The sequence below is a fragment of the Actinomadura sp. K4S16 genome, assembly GCF_008327685.1.
In the GTDB taxonomy this organism is placed as follows: domain Bacteria; phylum Actinomycetota; class Actinomycetes; order Streptosporangiales; family Streptosporangiaceae; genus Spirillospora.
Genome location: NZ_BDDE01000023.1, coordinates 182647 through 199120 on the forward strand (window position 1 = coordinate 182647; position 16474 = coordinate 199120).

17 protein-coding genes are annotated in these 16474 nt (G+C 71.9%); 5 read left to right on the plus strand and 12 right to left on the minus strand.

Going from position 1 to position 16474, the window contains the following annotated elements; translation table 11 throughout:
- Window positions 1–28 precede the first annotated feature (28 nt).
- The 3 genes from K4S16_RS35835 to K4S16_RS35845 form a co-directional block, all read right to left on the minus strand.
- Window positions 29–388 (minus strand): hypothetical protein, encoded by a 360-nt coding sequence (locus K4S16_RS35835; protein ID WP_149263508.1) that lies wholly within the window; start codon window positions 386–388, stop codon window positions 29–31.
- Window positions 389–562: 174 nt separating this feature from the next.
- Window positions 563–2998 (minus strand): tetratricopeptide repeat protein, encoded by a 2436-nt coding sequence (locus K4S16_RS35840; RefSeq protein ID WP_149263509.1) that lies wholly within the window; start codon window positions 2996–2998, stop codon window positions 563–565.
- Window positions 2999–3048: 50 nt separating this feature from the next.
- A complete protein-coding gene (locus K4S16_RS35845) occupies window positions 3049–3417 on the minus strand; it encodes a hypothetical protein (protein ID WP_149263510.1) in 369 nt (122 codons plus the stop codon).
- A 315-nt stretch (window positions 3418–3732) separates the two neighbouring features.
- On the opposite strand from K4S16_RS35845, the gene K4S16_RS35850 reads away from it, so the two are divergent.
- Window positions 3733–4347, plus strand: coding sequence for a hypothetical protein (locus K4S16_RS35850; protein WP_149263511.1), 615 nt, complete (start codon window positions 3733–3735; stop codon window positions 4345–4347).
- Window positions 4348–4357: 10 nt separating this feature from the next.
- On the opposite strand, the gene K4S16_RS35855 is transcribed toward K4S16_RS35850, so the two are convergent.
- From K4S16_RS35855 to K4S16_RS35865, 3 genes are read right to left on the minus strand one after another with little or no spacing between them, the layout of a single operon-like run.
- The gene (locus K4S16_RS35855) at window positions 4358–5284 is read right to left on the minus strand and encodes a MerR family transcriptional regulator (RefSeq protein WP_149263512.1); all 927 of its coding nucleotides are present in this window, start codon (window positions 5282–5284) and stop codon (window positions 4358–4360) included.
- Window positions 5285–5317: 33 nt separating this feature from the next.
- Entirely contained in the window at window positions 5318–6220 is a 903-nt protein-coding gene (locus K4S16_RS35860; RefSeq protein WP_149263513.1) for a pyridoxamine 5'-phosphate oxidase family protein, read from the minus strand.
- A 29-nt stretch (window positions 6221–6249) separates the two neighbouring features.
- Entirely contained in the window at window positions 6250–6711 is a 462-nt protein-coding gene (locus K4S16_RS35865; RefSeq protein WP_149263514.1) for a VOC family protein, read from the minus strand.
- A 120-nt stretch (window positions 6712–6831) separates the two neighbouring features.
- On the opposite strand from K4S16_RS35865, the gene K4S16_RS35870 reads away from it, so the two are divergent.
- On the plus strand, window positions 6832–7404 hold the full coding sequence (locus K4S16_RS35870; RefSeq protein ID WP_149263515.1) for a CGNR zinc finger domain-containing protein: 573 nt from the start codon (window positions 6832–6834) through the stop codon (window positions 7402–7404).
- Between the two features lie 22 nt (window positions 7405–7426).
- Here K4S16_RS35870 and K4S16_RS35875 read toward each other — a convergent pair whose 3' ends face one another.
- Window positions 7427–8329, minus strand: coding sequence for a LysR family transcriptional regulator (locus tag K4S16_RS35875; protein ID WP_149263516.1), 903 nt, complete (start codon window positions 8327–8329; stop codon window positions 7427–7429).
- 71 nt (window positions 8330–8400) lie between these two features.
- Between K4S16_RS35875 and K4S16_RS35880 the strand changes: the two genes are divergently transcribed.
- Complete coding sequence (locus K4S16_RS35880; protein ID WP_149263517.1) at window positions 8401–9255, plus strand: PhzF family phenazine biosynthesis protein; 855 nt, start codon at window positions 8401–8403, stop codon at window positions 9253–9255.
- Between the two features lie 35 nt (window positions 9256–9290).
- Window positions 9291–9929, plus strand: a complete 639-nt coding sequence (locus tag K4S16_RS35885) for a maleylpyruvate isomerase N-terminal domain-containing protein (protein ID WP_149263518.1) — start codon at window positions 9291–9293, stop codon at window positions 9927–9929.
- A 3-nt stretch (window positions 9930–9932) separates the two neighbouring features.
- Here the strand turns inward: K4S16_RS35885 and K4S16_RS35890 are convergent, their stop codons facing one another.
- From K4S16_RS35890 to K4S16_RS35905, 4 genes are read right to left on the minus strand one after another with little or no spacing between them, the layout of a single operon-like run.
- Window positions 9933–11000 carry an alanine racemase gene (locus K4S16_RS35890; RefSeq protein ID WP_235037282.1) on the minus strand — a complete coding sequence of 356 codons (1068 nt, stop codon included), beginning with the start codon at window positions 10998–11000 and terminating at the stop codon, window positions 9933–9935.
- Window positions 11001–11011: 11 nt separating this feature from the next.
- Window positions 11012–12613 carry an IucA/IucC family siderophore biosynthesis protein gene (locus K4S16_RS35895; RefSeq protein WP_149263520.1) on the minus strand — a complete coding sequence of 534 codons (1602 nt, stop codon included), beginning with the start codon at window positions 12611–12613 and terminating at the stop codon, window positions 11012–11014.
- Window positions 12604–14178 (minus strand): IucA/IucC family protein, encoded by a 1575-nt coding sequence (locus K4S16_RS35900; RefSeq protein WP_149263521.1) that lies wholly within the window; start codon window positions 14176–14178, stop codon window positions 12604–12606. The genes K4S16_RS35895 and K4S16_RS35900 overlap by 10 nt, the downstream gene beginning before the upstream one ends.
- On the minus strand, window positions 14175–15335 hold the full coding sequence (locus K4S16_RS35905) for an ATP-grasp domain-containing protein (RefSeq protein ID WP_149263522.1): 1161 nt from the start codon (window positions 15333–15335) through the stop codon (window positions 14175–14177). Before K4S16_RS35905 ends, K4S16_RS35900 begins: the two co-directional genes overlap by 4 nt.
- Before the next feature lie 136 nt (window positions 15336–15471).
- Between K4S16_RS35905 and K4S16_RS35910 the strand changes: the two genes are divergently transcribed.
- A complete protein-coding gene (locus tag K4S16_RS35910) occupies window positions 15472–16080 on the plus strand; it encodes an HD domain-containing protein (protein WP_149263523.1) in 609 nt (202 codons plus the stop codon).
- A 14-nt stretch (window positions 16081–16094) separates the two neighbouring features.
- Here the strand turns inward: K4S16_RS35910 and K4S16_RS35915 are convergent, their stop codons facing one another.
- The gene (locus K4S16_RS35915) at window positions 16095–16388 is read right to left on the minus strand and encodes a DUF4031 domain-containing protein (RefSeq protein ID WP_149263524.1); all 294 of its coding nucleotides are present in this window, start codon (window positions 16386–16388) and stop codon (window positions 16095–16097) included.
- Between the last annotated feature and the right edge of the window lie 86 nt (window positions 16389–16474).

Here is a 16474-nt window from a genome sequence, read left to right on the forward strand (position 1 = left end):
GGCTCCGCCGGCCATCGCTCTGAAGCCGTTACCGGTCGCGGTGGATGTGCTGGTCGCGTCCGGCCTGGTAGATGCGGCCGTGCCCGGAGGCGGTGCCCTTGATCTGGGTGTTGGTCGTGCCGTCTCCGGTGGAGACGATGCCGGTGTTGGTGGCGTTGTCGCCGAACTGGACCGACCGATCGCCTGCTGACCGGTCCCTCCCGGAAGTCCGGCGGGCTTGCACGGCCCCGGACACGGCCATGACCAGCCCGGCGATGCCGACCACGGCGCCGATGACCCCGATGGTGTCGTCCCAGTGGAAGCCCTTCACCGCGAAGTACACGATCAACGCGGCCACCGATGCGGCCGCGATGACGCCGCCGGCCCAGGCCAGTACGCGCCCTGTCATGCCCCCCATAATCGACCCGTCCACCCGGCGACAACAGGTCATCCGCCACAAACGCCGGAACCGGACGACCAACATGCACGAATACGGACGACCACACTCGTTGACTATCCCCGCATAGCCAGTTCGGCCGCCCTTGCGAGCGTCGGAAACGAGTTCTGAACGGATTGACGCCCGTCACTGCCCACCTTGCTGTTGTGTCGCTGATTCGAGATTGGCGCGCACGATCTCGGTCATCGGGTGGTCTTTGCTCAGGACCCGCTCGCAGTCGGCCAGGGTCTGCTCGTACATCTGGATCGCGCGCTCTAGATCTCCTGCGTCCTGGTAGGCGCTGGCAAGGTTGTTGCGAACCGTCAGGGTGTCAGGGTGGTCGTGGCCTAGAACCCGCTCGCGATCGGCCAGGGTCTGCTCGTACAACGGGATCGCCCGACCCAGGTGACCCGCCTTCTGATAGGCGTTGGCGAGGTTATTGCGGGAGCTCAGGGTGTAGGGGTGGTCGGTGCCCAGGACCCGCTCGCAGTCGGCCAGAGTCTGCTGGTACGGCGGGATCGCGCGTTCCAGGTCTCCTGCGTCCTGGTAGGCGTAGGCGAGGTTGTTGCGAGATGCCAGGGTGTCGGGGTGGTGGGCGCCCAGGATCCGCTCGCGGTCGGCGAGAGTCTCTACGTGCAGTTGGATCGCGCGCTCCAGGTCGCCCGCGTCCTGGTAGGCGCTGGCAAGGTTGTTGCGAGCGGTCAGGGTGTCAGGGTGGTCGTGGCCCAAGACCCGCTCGCGGTCGGCGAGGGTCTGTTCGTGCAGCGGGATCGCCCGGGTCAGGTCGCCCGCGTCCCGGTAGGCGTAGGCGAGGTTGTTGCGGGAGCTCAAGGAGTCAGGGTGGTCGTGGCCCAAGACCCGCTCGCGGTCGGCGAGGGTCTGCTCGTGCAGTTGGATCGCACGTTCCAGGTCGCCCATGTCCTGGTAGGCGTTGGCAAGGTTGTTGCGAGCGGTCAGGGTGTCAGGGTGGTCGTGGCCCAGAACCCGCTCGTAGTCGGTGAGGGTCTGTTCGTGCAGCGGGATCGCCCGGGTCAGGTCGCCCGCGTCCCGGTAGGCGTAGGCGAGGTTGTTGCGGGAGGCCAAGGTCTCGAAGTGGTCGTCGCCGCGCAGTCGGCGGTCTGTGGTCAGGGCGCGTTCGAAGTAGGCGATCGCGCGGGTGAGCACTCCTTGGTTCTGCAGGAAGGTGGCGGTCCGGTCCAGCAGCAGGCTGGTGCGGGTGGAGTCGGTGTCCAGAGGTGCGTGGTCGGCCAGGGCGTCGATGTGGGGGAGTAGCTGTCGCCAACGCGGCCAACCGCTCGGGTCTTCAACGTCGGCGGGGCGGGCCTGATCCAGCAATCGGGTGGCGGTGTGCAGAGCGGTGATGATCGCCTCTGGGCTGCGGTGGGGGTCCCGGTCGCCGGGGCGGTCGTCGGGGGTGCGGGCGAGAGCCTGGACCAGCCGGTGCACGGTGATGGTGCCGGGCGTGAGGGTGATCATGTTGTAGGCGGCGAGCTTGCCGAGTGCGGCCTGCAACAGCGGTGCCTCCACGATCTCCCCGGCCCCTGCGGTCGCGTCGGCGTTCTCGGCCTCATGCGGTCGGGTCAGGCCGTCGAGCAGACTGCGGGGGATGGCCTCGGGGGCGTACCAGGCCAGGACGCGCAGTAGGTCACCGGCCAGTGGCGTGTCGGCGGTGAGCCGGTCCACGGTGATCCGCCAGATCCGCGCGATCGTGCGGGTGTCGCCGCCTTCGGCGAGCAGGTCGTACATCATCGCCGGTGAGGCCGCCAACAGCTCCAGGTAGGCGCGCGGAGGCAACTGGTTCTGGTTGATGAACGCGCCGGCCTGTTCGATCGCCAGCGGGAGGAATCCCAGCTCGGCCACCAGCTCGTCCGCGCCGTCCGGATCGATCTCCCAGCCGTTGGTGGTGGCGATGCGGGTGAGCAGTTCCAGCGCCTGATCGGGGGTGAGCACATCCAGCCGCAGGACCCGGGCATTGTGACGGTGCCAGCCCTGGCCGAGCCGACTGGTGACCAGGAACCGTCCGGCCCTCGTGCGTTCCAGCAGCGGGACGATGTGTGCCGGATCGGTGACGTTGTCCAGGACCAGCAGCCAGCCGGAGTGGCAGCCCAGCCAGGTCAACGCCCACTCGGCCAGCGCCTCCAGCGGCAACGCCTCGGTGAGTTCGGGCTGCAGCGCGGTCGCCATACCGGCCAGCCCGGCCTGCACGGCCTCTTGGGTATCGGCGGTGATCCACCACACCGGGTGAAACTTGATCGCCCCGGGGGGTGCGCCCCTACCGACCTCGTCGCTGCTTTCGGGCCGGGCGTGGGTGAGGGCGTAGCGGGCGGCCAGCGTGGACTTGCCCACCCCGCCCAGCCCTGACACCGCGGCCACCACGACCTGCTCGGAGGCTCGCAGGGCGGCGTCCAGATCGGTCAGCTCGCTCTCCCGCCCGACGAACAGGTCCGCGTGGGCGGGCAGGTTGAGCAGGCCTGGCGGAGCCGGCACCTCGGAGGCCGGACGCACCTGAATGGTCCGCTCATCGATGTACTGGTCCCGGGCCGCCTGGTACACCCTGCCGTCTCCGGAAGCGGTCGCCTCCATATGGATGTCAGCAGCCTTTCGGGCGTCGCCGGGATCGGTCCGCGGGCTACTCACTGGTCCTTGATGTACTGGTCTCGTCCGGCCTGATACACCCGGCCGTGCCCGGATGCCTCACCTCTGATCTGGGTGTTGGCCGCGCCGCCTCCGGTGGAGACGATGCCGGTGTTGGTGCCGTCATCGCCGATCCGTACTGACCGTTCCCCGCCCGGCCCGTCCAGCTGCTGATCGGGGTCGGGGGTTCGGTGGCCCCGTACGGCTCCGTACACGGCCATTACCAGGCCGACGATGCCGACCACGGCGCCGATGACCCCGATGGTGTCGTCCCAGTGGAAGCCCTTCACCGCGAAGTACAAGATCAACACCGCCACCGATGCGGCCGCGATGATGCCGCCGGCCCAGGCCAGTACGCGCCCCGTCATGCCGCCATCATCGACCCGTCCACCCGGCGACAACAGGTCATCCGCCACAAACGCCGGAACCGGACGACCAACATGCACCAATTCGGACGCCCCGCACTCCGCGGCTCTCCTGCCCGAACGGAAGGGGTGCGTCCGACCTGAGGAAATGTCGTCTCAGGCAGAGCATTCGCAAACCTGCCCGGTGTAGGGGCAACTGTACGATCGGCGCGGGGAAGAACTGATCGGCCGCCCTCGATATTCGACCATTCCCCAAGGTCTCGACGGCCCACGCAGGGATGGACCTGGCACACCACGGGGCCGGAGGGACGCGCGTGGATGCTCGCCCACATCGAGCAGGCCGGACTGACTTGGACGCCGCCACCGGCACTGCCGGCTAATCGCAAGAGCCCGTCGCCGATGACGCTGCGGCAGCGGGCCGGCGTCCTGCTGGGGCGCTGGCCGGTCAGGGCTCCGGCCGGACGCGAGCCGCTGCCTGCCGAAGCGCACGTCCTCAAGGCCCTCGACACCGATGCGGTCTGCGCCGTGTTCGAGGAGGCCGGACGGCTCCGGCTCGGCCTCGGTGGCGGCGGACCATTGCTCCGAGCGCACCTGGACCCCGAAGGCGTCCACTATCTGGTGCCGGATCCGGCGAACTACTACTGGCCCGGAAATTTCGACGGCCGAGACGGGGAGATCCGCTGGTGGCACTGCACCGCATTCGTGCGGATGCTCGATGGCGAACAAGTCACCAGCATGGTCGCCGTGCAACCCGAGACCTTCGCCGCCCTCCCGTCCACCCTTCCGAGGAGGAGGCAGCTCAGGCTGGTCCACCTCGCCCGAGCCTCCGAGCGCGACACCTACCTGTGGGGCCGCGACCACGAGGCCGAATGCAGTCCCGAGCGCTGTGGCTACACCCCGGACCCCGACGATGCGAAGGCCGTCGATGAGTAGGCGGCGGTGATCAGGGGGTGGGGAGGGCGGTGAGGAACCAGTCGATCTCTTGGCGGGGGTGGTCGGGTGGGGCCCAGCCGTTGACGGTCGACAGGAGGGTCAGGTAGCGCTCGCGGCGGGGGTCGTTGGCGGCCGTGAGATAGGCGGCCAGGCGGGCGCGCAGGGCCGGGGTGTCGGGGAGGTTCTGGAATTCCGCGTAGGCGGCTACGACTTCGTTGACGGCCTGGGCCGCCTCCGGGGAGTCCGGGGCCAATCCTGCGGCCAGCAAGGGGCGGACGGTCTCGGTGACGCGGGCGACGGCGTGCTTGCGTGGTGGGCCCTTGGGGCGGCCGGCGGCTGCGGCGCTGTGGTCGTTGAACAGGTCCCGCATGAGGGTGCGGAAATCGGGGTCGCGGCTGAGTTCGGCCAGTTCCACCCAGGCCGCCAGTTGCTCGGAGGTCGGGTCCTCGGGCAGTTCGGGGGCCAGCGACCGGTGCAGGACGCGGGGCATCGGGCCGGTCTCGGGCGCGCCGAACGAGCTGTTGAGGAAGTCGCCGACGAGGTCCTTGCGTTCGGCCGACGACAGTCGGGCCAACCGGTGCATCAGTTCCATCTCCTCGGGGTCGCTGCCGCGCCGGGCGGCGATGGTCAGGACCGCGTGCCGCAGCCGCAGCGTCCGCATCTGGACGGCGACGGCCTCGGCGTGGGCGGCGGCCGCCTCGGCGGCCGAAACCTCGCGGTCGACGATCTTCTGGACGGTGGCCAGGTCGATCCCCAGCTCGCGCAGCGTCCGCACCAGGCCCAGCCGGGCCACCGCGTCCGCCCCGTAGCGGCGGTGTCCCGACGCGGTCCTGCGCGCCGGGACGATCCCGCGTTCGGTGTAGAAGCGCACGGCCTTCACGGTGAGCCCGGTGGTCCGGGCGAGGTCACCGATGGAGTAGGTCGCTTCGCCGTCCATGGCCTCACCCTGGCATCTCCCCTCAGGGGAGATTCAAGTGACGGGCGGGTTGAACCGGGACGGGACGGGGGCGCTCCAGCGCAGCGGCACGGCTCCGGCGATCTCGACGACCTCGGTGGCGGTGAACTCGACGAGGCGTTCGGCGCCCGGGACGGCGGCGGCGTGCGCGGGGTCCCAGTCGGTGCGCGCGGTGCCGGTGAGGTGGAGGACGGCGCCGGTGCTCCAGTCGCAGAAGAGCAGTCCGGCCCGGGGCTGGACCTCCAGGTTGCCCAGCGTGTTGAACATGGCGTTGCCGACGTAGTCGGGCCAGCGCAGCACGGTCGGCGACACCACCTCCACGAATCCGGGGGCGCCGCCGCGGTGGGAGGCGTCGGCGTCGCCGTCGAGGTCGGCGGTGGCGATGAAGAAGGTGTCCGCGCCGGCGATCCACTTTTGCTGGTCGGGTGTGAGGGCGCTGGAGTGCTTCGGCGGGGCCGCTGTGGCCGCCGACCATTCCGGTTGCCGCTTCTGGATGTACTTGGGGCAGTTGGAGTACACCTGGTCGAGATCCACGCGCAGGCCGCTCCCGGTGGGGGCGGCGCGGCCGTTCATCCGCATCCGGCGGTGGCGGCCCGGTTCGATGGCCAGCATGCCGACCTGGGCGGGCCCGGTGAGCCGGTCGTGCAGCGGGTCGTCCGGCGCCGGGCGGGCGTCGATCGTAAGGGCGCGGTCGTCCTCGGCGCGCAGGAAGCCGGGCCGGCCGGTGAGCACGGTGGCCCACATCCGCCCCTCGTCGTCCGCGGCGCCGAGTACGAGCATCGGCTGCGCGAGCAGGAACTTGCGCGCCACCTCGGGTATCTCGGCCCGGACGGCGCGGGAGGAGAACGCGCCCTGGTCGAGCAGACCGGCGCGCCGCTGGGCGGCTCGTTCGCCTTGGTGGTAGACGTCGGCCGCCACAGCGGCCTCCTTTCGATGGACCGGTGGGATTAGAAGAATCCGCAGGTGGGGGCCGCTCCGCTGGGTGCGGGGGCGGTGTCGGCGCCGGTCGGCGCGTAGATCTCCAGGCGGGTCCCGTCGGGGTCGGTGAAGAAGATCCCTCCGGAGGAGACGCCCTCGCCGTGCGGGACGACGCCGTCGTGGACCAGTTCGGCGTCCAGTTCGCGGAGTACCCGCTCGGCGGCCTTCACCTCGTCGATCGACTCGACCTGGAACGACAGGTGGTGCAGGCCCGCCGAGCGGGGCGCGAAGGCGGAGTCGCTCTGCTGCCACAGGGTCAGCACGAGCCGCCCGTCGCGGCCGAGGAAGGCCCAGCGGCGGTCGGCCTCCTTGCCCTCGGCCTGCACCTCGAACCCGAAGACGCGCTGGTAGAAGGGCACCGACCGGTCCAGGTCGGTCACGTTCAGCCCCACGTGCCCCGTCTGCAGGGCCTTGATGGCGACCGTCTCCATGCCACACCTCACTATCCCGGGCCGTCCTGCCCGGCGTTGATTTAACTGGCTATCTGAAGATAAGTGGTTAGAGAGAGCGCGTCAACCGGCTAAGGCGCGTTAGCCGGGTAGAATCGCGGTGTGCAGCCGGAAGAACGACCTCCGCAGCGGGACGCGGCGGACCCCCGTCCGCTGGTCGGGGAGCCGCTGTTCCTGGACCTGCTCAACACCCGGTGGATCGACGACGGCGTCCGCCACGACCTGCTCGACTCGACCGACGGCCTGGCCGTCTGGCTGCGTTCGGCGGGCCTGGACGAGCGCGCGACGGCCGACCGGGCGACGCTCGACGCCACCGTGCGGACCCGCGAGATCCTTCTGGCGCTCGTGGACGAGGAGCCGTCCGCGCAGTCGGCCGACGCGCTCAACGGGGTCCTGGAACGCGGCGCGCTGCACCTCAGGCTCGGGCTCGGCGGCCCGCAGAACCATGCGCGCACCGACGACCCCGCGTGGCTGCCGTCCTGGCTGGCCGCCGCCGACTACCTGCGCCTCATGGCCGACAGCCCCGACCGGGTCAAGCCCTGTGCGCACCCCAACTGCGTGCTGCACTTCCACGACACGACCAAGAACGGCACCCGGCGCTGGTGCTCCATGGCCGTCTGCGGCAACCGGGCCAAGGCCGCCCGGCACTACGAGCGCGCGAAGACCGGACGCTGAGCCGCGTCCCGCCGGGCCGGGACTACGAGCGCGCGGTGCCGTCGGCGATCGATTCGATCAGGGCGGTGCGGACGGCGTCGACGGCGGGGGAGCGCCAGCGGGACGCCGGCTCGGCGAGCCAGAGGCGCTGCCGGGACAGGCCGGCCGGCGGGCGCAGTTCGGTGAGCGTGCCCGCGGCGAGCTCCCCGGCGACCGTGACCGCGGGCAGCAGCGCCACGCCGAGGCCGGCGGCGACGCAGCGCTTCGCCGTCTCGATGCCGCCGAACCGGGGCGGGTTCGCCGTGGGGTCGGCGGCTGCCGCGACAGCGGCGATCTCGTCGCTGTAGGAGCAGCCTTCCTCCAGCAGGATCACCCCGGCCTCGGCGAGCTCCGCCGGGGTGAGCGGACGGTCCCGGGGGAGGGGCGCGGCCGGCGCCGCGACGAGCGACAGGGGCTGGACGCCCAGATCGACCAGCTCGACGCCGGACGGGTCGGGCGACGGTTCGAGGACGAGGGCCAGGTCGGCGCGGCGGTCGGCGAGCGCGGTCAGCGCGGTCCGCGTGTCGGCGGGGGACAGCGACACGCTCACGTCCGGGAGCGCCTGCCGCAGCCCGGGCAGGACGGGCGCGAGCCAGTACGCGCACACCGACTCCGGCGCCTGGAGCCGCACCTGGCCGGACGGCTCGGTTGCGGCGGCGGTGACCTCCGCGAGCATCCGCTCCTGGAGGTCGAGGATGCTCCGGGCGCGCTCGGCGAGCAGCGAACCGGCGAGGGTCGGGGAGACGCCGCCGGGACGGCGGTCGAGCAGCGGCGTCCCGGCGATGCGCTCCAGCGCCTGGACGTGCGCGGTGACCGTGGACTGCACGAAGCCGAGCTCCGCTGCGGCGGCGGTCATCCCGCCGGTGCGCAGGACCGCCAGGAAGGTGGTGAGGAGGCGCGTGTCCATCGAGTATCCCGATGCCTCTCATCAATAACCATCGTTGGACGCGATGCTACCGGTGCGCGCAGACTGGTCCCATGAGCGACACCGCACAAGCACTCCGCTACACCGCCTTCGACGTGGACGGCGAGGGCGGCAACCCGGCCGGCGTCGTCCTGGACGCGCGGGGCCTGGACGCCGCGAGGATGCAGGACATCGCCGCCGAGATCGGGTTCTCCGAGACGGCGTTCCTCTTCGACGAGGGAGGCGCGCCCGATCGGTTCCGGATCCGCTACTTCAGTCCGCTGGCCGAGGTCGCCTTCTGCGGGCACGTGACGATCGCGACCGCCGTCGCGCTGGCCGAGCGCCGGGGCACCGGGAGCCTGCGGCTGGACACCATGGCCGGGGAGGTCGGGGTCGAGACGAGGGAGGCCGGCGGCCGCGTCCTCGCCACCCTCACGAGCGTCCCGCCCACCGTCCGGGACGTCGCTGAGGCTGACCTCGCCGCGGCGCTCGACGCGCTGGGCTGGGAGGCCGCGCAGCTCGACCCGGCGCTGCCGCCGCGCATCGCCAACGCGGGCAACGACCACCTGGTCCTCGCCGCGTCCACGCGCGCACGCCTCGCCGACCTCGACTACGACATGGACGCGCTCGGCGAACTCATGGCGCGCAACGACTGGACGACCGTCCACCTCGTCTGGCGGGAGAGCGAGACCGTCTTCCACGCCCGCGACCCGTTCCCGCCGGGCGGCGTGGTGGAGGACCCGGCGACCGGCGCCGCCGCGGCGGCCTTCGGCGGTTACCTGCGGTCGCTGGGCCTCGTCGCCCCGCCCGCCCGGCTCACGATCCGCCAGGGCGAGGACATGGGCCGTCCCAGCCGGCTGCTCGTGGACGTCCCTTCCGGCGACACCGGGATCAGCGTCAGCGGGACCGCCGCCCTGATGGGCGGCTGAACGGCGGTCGGTGGTCGTCCAGTAGCGTCGGGGCCATGCCGCATCCGACCGCCCCCGTGACCGCAGACGATCTCGACCTCGCCGTCCGGCTGGCCATCGCCGCGCTGCGCGAGGCTCCCCAGGAGGCCTGGGACGCGAAGGCCGGGTCGCTCGAATGGACCTGCTGGGAGACCGTCGAGCACCTCGGCGACGACCTGTTCGCCTACGCCGCCCAGCTCGCGCCGAGGACGCCGCCGACGGACGGCGAGGTGCCGTTCGTGTGGGAGAGCAAGCGCTCCGGGGGGCCGGCGAACGCGATCCACGCGGACCGGGACGCCGGGGCCGCGGGGCTGCTCCAGGTGCTCGACGCGTGCGGCGGGATGCTCTCCGCCGTGGTCCGCTGCACGGCCCCGGACGTCCGCGCGCACCATGTCTTCGGCGCGTCGGACGCCGAAGGGTTCGCCGCCATGGGGATCGTGGAGACCCTCGTCCACATGTACGACCTGGCGGACGGGCTGGGTCTGCCGTGGGAGCCGCCCGCCGACCTGTGCGCCCGCGTGCTGGGACGCCTCTTCCCCGGCGCACCGCAGGACACCGACCCCTGGGCGACCCTCCTGTGGGCCACCGGACGCGGCGACCTCCCCGGGCGCCCGCGCGTCACGTCCTGGCGCTGGTACGGGAGCCCCCGCAGCTGACGGTCAGCGCCGGTAGTGGAAGGCCGGCTTCGGGTGCATGAGGAAGTCGTGGTGGGAGATGTTCCAGGCGTAGGCCCCGGCCATGGTGAAGGCGATGACGTCGCCCGGGGCCAGGGGCGGGACGAGGGCGTCGCGCGCGAAGACGTCCTTCGGGGTGCAGAGCTGGCCCACCAGGGTCGCCGGGCGCTCCGGGCCTTGCGCGGTCAGAACCTTGAACGGCTGGTCGTGGCCCTTTGTCACGGGCGTCCTCAGATGGTGGGTGCCGCCTCTGAGGACGACGAAGGTCTCGCCTCGCGTCGTCTTCACGTCCAGGACGTCGGTGACGTACCAGCCGTGGTAGGCGGTCATCGCCCGGCCTGGCTCTATGCGGACCTTCGCGGGGATGCCGCTTAGGCCCGTCCCGTAGGTGTGCCAGTCGAAGCGGGTCTCCGGGGACGTGTAGTCCACCGCCATTCCGCCGCCCACGTTCAGTTCGGGGTCGTCCACTCCTCGGGCACGCAGCCAGGGGATCGCCCATTCCGCTATCCGGTGGGCCAGGTCGAGCATGACCGGCGCGTCCAGGCCGGATGCCAGGTGGGCGTGGATACCCCGGAGCTTGAGGTGCGGGTAGGAGGCCAAGAGGCGGGCGCAATGGTCGAGGGCGTCCTCGTCCATTCCGAAAGGGCCGCTCATGGTGAGGGCGGCGTTCGGCACGTGCAGGGGCAGATTCGCGCGGAGAAGGACGTCGGCCGGGCCGAGGGCTGCGAGGCGGGCCAGTTCGTTCGGGCTCTCCACGTGGATCCGTTCGGCGTTGAGCGTGCGCGACAGGGCCAGTTCGTCGTCCGTCTTCCCAGGCCCGCCGAACGCTACGGGCTTGCCGGGGAGCGTCTCCCGGACATGCGCGAGTTCGCCGCCGGACGACACCTCCACGCCGTCGATGTGGGGCGCGACAGTGCGGAGGATCTCGGCGTCCGGATTGGCTTTGGCGGCGTAGAAGACCTCCGTGCCGGGCAGCGCGGCGCGGATGCCGCGGACGTGGGCTTCGAGGCCGGGAAGGTCGTGGACGTAGGCCGGGTACCGGTCGAGGGCCACCGCGAACTCGTTCACAGCGGTCGGGGCGCGGCGAGCGGGTTGGGGACGGGGACGTAGGCGGCGCCGCGGTCGGCCGTCCGCGACCAGCGGGTGCGGAGGTTCGCCTTGGCGGGCAGCGGGACACCGGCCAGCAGGGCCCTCACCTGCGGGTGACGGTCGTGGTCGGCGAAATGCTTGCGCGCCGTGCGCCAGAGCGTCTCGTCCAAGGACGGGTGGAGGTCGGCCACCGCGGCGGCTATCTCGGTCAGGTGGTTGACGAGGAGGCAGTAGACGACACGGTTCCAACCCTGGTCGGGGGCGTAGGTGAGGGCCTCGGCCACACGGGAGGGGAGATGCGACAGGTCCCATTGGCCGGAGGTCAGTTTGGTGCCTTCCATGTCGCGGAACACGGCATGGACGGGCATGCCGTCGTCGTCGACGCAGACGAGGACGTTCTGCAGGTGTGGCTCCAGGACGACGCCGTGGTCCAGATAGGCGCCCAGCACGGGCGGTGCCACGCAGGCTACGTATGCGTCCCACCAGGCTTGGGCGCTCTCCGGGGTCGACAGTGCGGGCAGCCCGGCGAGGAGGGCGTTGCATGGGTCGGTCAGAGCGCCCGCAAGGAGAGGCGTCCCGGGAAGGGAGCCGACGCCTTGGCGCAGGATCACGCCCAAGCCCTCGTACAGGCGGCGGTCGGGGAGAGCGACGCTGCGGTAGGCGGGCTCCCTGAGGCACGTGGCGTCCAGCTTCTCCAGGATGGGCGGCAGTAGCTCGTTCAGGGTCATCGCCCCGGTCAACTCGTACCAGGCGTTCTTCCGGACGCAGTTGGTGATGCGCACATCCAGGCTGAACTTGCAGAACACGTCGGCGTCCGGCAGGTACGCGGTACGGATGGACGACGTAGGCACCGCCTCCGGCCCGGAGGGGCCGAGGTTGACCAGGGAGCCGCTCGCCAAGGCCTTCCGCAGGACGGGGTTGTCCGCCAGCAATGAGAACTGCCACGGATGGACGGGAAGTAGCCGGCGTCCGGGCGGAGCCGGGGGCCCGTGCTCTTCCAGGGCCTCGAAGGCCCTCGCGTCTCCCTCCTCGGCGACGAGATGCTCGGGGACGGCGAGCCACAGCGGCCGGAACCGAGCCCTCGTCTCAGGCGCGTAAGGGAGCCACTCCTGCGGCGAGCCCTGACGGGCCTTGGGAGACGGGTGGAAACGGTGCCCCGCGACAAGGGACTGCTCCGAGTCGATGTAGGGGTCTCCAGAGGGTTCGCCCCTCGCGGCAAGGATGGCGGTGAGCGCAGCATGGCTGTCGACCACCTGGGCGAGGAACTCCGGGTTCGGGTGCCCGGTCGCCAGTTCCAGTTCGCCCGCGACCAGGTTCGCCAACCTCTCCCAGGGGGCCGGTATCCACTCGTCCGCGCGGCGCTCCTCGTAGGGCGGCGCCAAGCGCGGGGCGGCCCCGGCCGGGGGGCGGGCCAGGCCCGCGCGCAGCACGACCCCCGCGCGGGGGAGCCGGAGCACCAGCCGGCCGCCGTCCGGCCAGACCTGCTGCTCGGGCCCGCACACCTCCCGCACCAGGCAGTTGAGCAGCGCGGTCGAGGTGGCGTCGTCGGCCGTGACGGCCGGTCCTGTCAGCAGCACGTGGTGTCCCGTAGGTAGTTCGGCCCCGGCGGGCCGTAGTGCTTGTTGATGTCGGCCGCGCCGGTCCTCGCCTTGTCGACGAGGGTCCCGGCGGTGACCATGGCCTTGCCGGGCAGCGAGTCGGCGTCGAGCGTGCGGGAGCGCAGGAACGCGTCGTCCGGCCCGAGCGCCTCGTCCAGCCGCTCGCGGATCATCCGGCGCCCGGTCCGCCACGGCAGCAGGCCCCGCTCGGCCAGGCCGAGGGCGGGCGCCGCGGCGCACAGGTGCAGCGTGATCGTGACGAAGACGCGGGCGAGGGCCTCGGGGTCGGAGGTCGTCATCCGGCGGTCGGCGAGGTCGCGGGGGTCGGTGCCGGGGGCGGGCGGCACGCGCTCACGGAGGCGGGACGGGTCGATGAGCGCGCCGTCGTTGTCCTTGACGAGGAGGCGGAGCGGGGACTCGTCCAAGACGAGCGCCACGTTCTGCTGATGCGCCTCTAGCGCGATGCCGTACCGGAACAGCGTGACGTTCCAGGAGAGCAGCGCCGACAAGTAAGCGCCGAAGAGTGCTTCGACGTCCCAGCGTTCGATGACGAAACCCTCGTCCGGTGCCTCGGCGAGCAGTGCCGCTACGGGGACGACGTGCGCGCGCGCCACCTCCGGCGGGAATCGCCGCACCAAATAGCCGAGGAGTGGGTCGTCGGCATGGCCGTAGGTCTGCTCGTCGGCGACAAGGACGGGAAGCCCCGGCTCGTGCACAAGCACTTGGCGCAGTATCCGCTCGACGAGCGCGCCGTCCGGGAGGGTGCCGGGCATGATGGTGCGCCGGTTGCGGAGGCCGAGGGTGCTCGTCGGCAGCGGCATCTTCAGATGGGCGAGCGGGGCCGCCGCGACCGTCCGCATCGAAAGGGTCGGGGCGACCTGGAGGTAGGGGTCGGGCGCGAGCAGGGCACCGGGCTGCGAGCGCACTTGCCGCACCGCCAGCGGATGGACGGGAAAGAGCACGCCTTCCGATCCCAGGCCCACCTCGGACGGAGTGGGCCACCACTCGGGGAGCTCCCCGGCCAGCGTCGCGTTCCGCACCGCCGCCCAGCGCAGCGGGAACGACGGAGCGAACTCGGGCGCGTACCGGCTCAGCTCGGCCAGGGACAGCCCGGCGCGGCTCCGGCCGGTCGGATGCACGGGATGGTCGTTGTAGGCCGCCAGCGTCTCGTAGAACGTGCCGGGGCCCGTCCGCAGCTCGGCCGGGAGGCGTCCCAGCCGCCGGTGGACGGCCGGACGCGCGTCGTCGTGCAGCCGGACGGCCGCCAAGGCCTCACGGCACTCGCGCTCGAAGGCCGCCGTGTCGTCACGCAGGTCGGCCACCGCACGGACGGCATGGAAGACGTCGCTCAACCGCAGGCCCTGCCCAGGGTCCACGACGAGTTCCGAGAGAAAGGCGGGACGCGCTTGCACGAGACGCACGGGCCGGCCCGGAAGCTCCAGCGTGCGGCCACGCACGAAGCGCCTTAGGCCCGCGTAGTCCTCCCTCAGCAACGCGTCCAGGACACGGGCCGCGAGCGTGCCCTCGGCGTCGTCACCGGTCACGCGATCGTCCACTCGTGGGCCGCCCGGAACCGCGCCAGGGCGGCGTCCACCTCGTCCGGCCCGGGTCCGATGGCGCGGACGGTGCCCAGGTAGTCGCGGTTGGTGCGGGTGAGTTCGACGGTGTCGCCCACCGCGCGCTGCGGGCGGTACGCCAGCCGGACGGGACCGTCGTCCAGCAGCAGGGGGCCGGGAGCCGCGGTGAGCGTGCCGCAGCGGTCGGCGATGACCGGCTCGGCGACGGCATGGCGCGGACGCGGCACCCGCCGTCCCGGCAAGGACGCGCCCAGGTGGACGTCGAGGATCTGCTCGAAGAGCGGGACGCCCAGCAGGTCGGCCAGCAGGAAGTCGCAGTGGTCGCCGATCAGGCGGTAGTTGACCTCGATGATGCGGGCGCGCCCCTCGTGGACGACGAACTCGGTGTGGCACGCTCCGAAACCGACGCCCAGCGCCTCCAGTTGGCGCAGCACCTGCGCCGTCTCCGGAGGCGGGGGCGCCCACTCCAGGCGTTCCTCGACGAAGAACGGCGGCGGCGAGAGCGACGTGCGGAACGACCCGAGCACGCGCACCTCACGCCCGTCGCCCAGCGTCTCCAGCGTGTGGAGGCGTCCGGGCAGGTACTCCTCGGCCACCAGCGGATCGCCGCGCCGGGCCCTGACCTCCTCGATCCGTGCGGAGAGCTCCCCGGCGTCGCGGACGAGGAAGACGTCCTCGCTCGCCACCCCCTCGCGCGGCTTGAGGACGAGCGGGTACGGCGCGTCCGCCGGAACCCGCGCGGCGTCCGCCGAGAAGACCGGGTCGAGGGACACCAGGTGCCGCCGCATGAGCGCCTTGTTCTTCGCCCGGGTCGCGGCCCGCCAGTCCTTGGCGGGCAGGCCGAAGTACGCGGCGGCCAGCGCGGCGGGCGCCTGCAGGAAGTCGCTGTTGGAGAAGACCGCGGCGGGTTCGGCCCCGCCGTGCGCGGCGGTGCCCTCGACGCTCGCGATGATGGCGCGGAAATCGGAGACGTCGCACTCGACCACGGGAACACCGGCGTCGTGGGCGGCGGGACGGTCGGTGAGGAGCGTGACGTCGAGGCCCAGGCGCGCGGCGGCGGGCAGGAACCCGTGGGTCACCGAGTCGGTCGCCTTGCCGGCGACCAGGTAGAGAGAGGCGGCCACGACCGGCCCTTCCAGTGAGTGAGGTAAGCCTTGCCTAACTCGCAGTGATCACCATAGTGGCCGGGGCGTCCTCCGCACGCAAGAACGATGGCATCGCGTGTCCCGGCCCGTCCCGCGATCCGCCAGGATGGCCCCCATGGAACTTGTCGACCGGTGGGTGGCGCTGGCCGGACCCCACACCCGGCACATCGGCGCCGAGCTCGACCAGCGCTACGGCGAGCCGCACCGCCGCTACCACACCCGCGCGCACCTGGCCGCGGTGCTCGACCTCGTGGACGAGCTGGCCGGGCACGCCGAGGACCCCGACGCCGTCCGGCTCGCCGCCTGGTTCCACGACGCCGTGTACGACCCCGAGCGCGCCGACAACGAGGAGCGCAGCGCCCGCCTGGCCGCGCGCATGCTCGCCGACACCGACCTCCCGGAGCCGGTCGTCGCGCAGGTCGTCCGGCTCGTCGAGCTGACCGCCGCGCACGCGCCGGAGGAGGGCGACCGCGACGGGCAGGTCCTCTGCGACGCCGACCTCGCGGTCCTCGGCGCGGAGCCCGAGGAGTACGCCGCCTACGCCGCCGCCGTCCGCGAGGAGTACGCGTTCGTCCCCGACGAGTTCTTCCGCGCCGGACGGGCCGAGGTCCTCAACGGACTCCTGGCGCTGCCCAGGCTGTTCCACACGCCCGCCGCACGCGAACGCTTCGAGGAGCGCGCCCGCAACAACATGCGGACCGAACTCCTGCTCCTCAACGCCTAGCCAGACGACGACGCCTAGCCGGACGACGACGCCGAGCCGGCCGTCCGGGGCCGGTACGCCTTGCGGCGGCGCAGGCCCGCCTTCGTCAGCCGCAGCAGCAGCTCCTGGCAGCTCACCGCCTCGGCGCCCTGGAGCAGCGCCGCCTCGTACAGCTCGGACGGGACGTCGTAATGGTCGCGCTCGAACGCCCGCGCCGGCATGCCCAGATCGGCGGCGAACAGGTGCAGCTCGTCGTACGACACGTCGCTGACCATGTGCGACCACACGCGGCCACGCGCGGGCCACAGCGGCGGGTCGATGAGGATCAAGGCCACTCCCGCGATCGAGGCAAGGGGATCCCTTACTGTGAGTTCCCCGGATCGGGGAACCCGAGGTTCCGGACGTCCGGAGATCC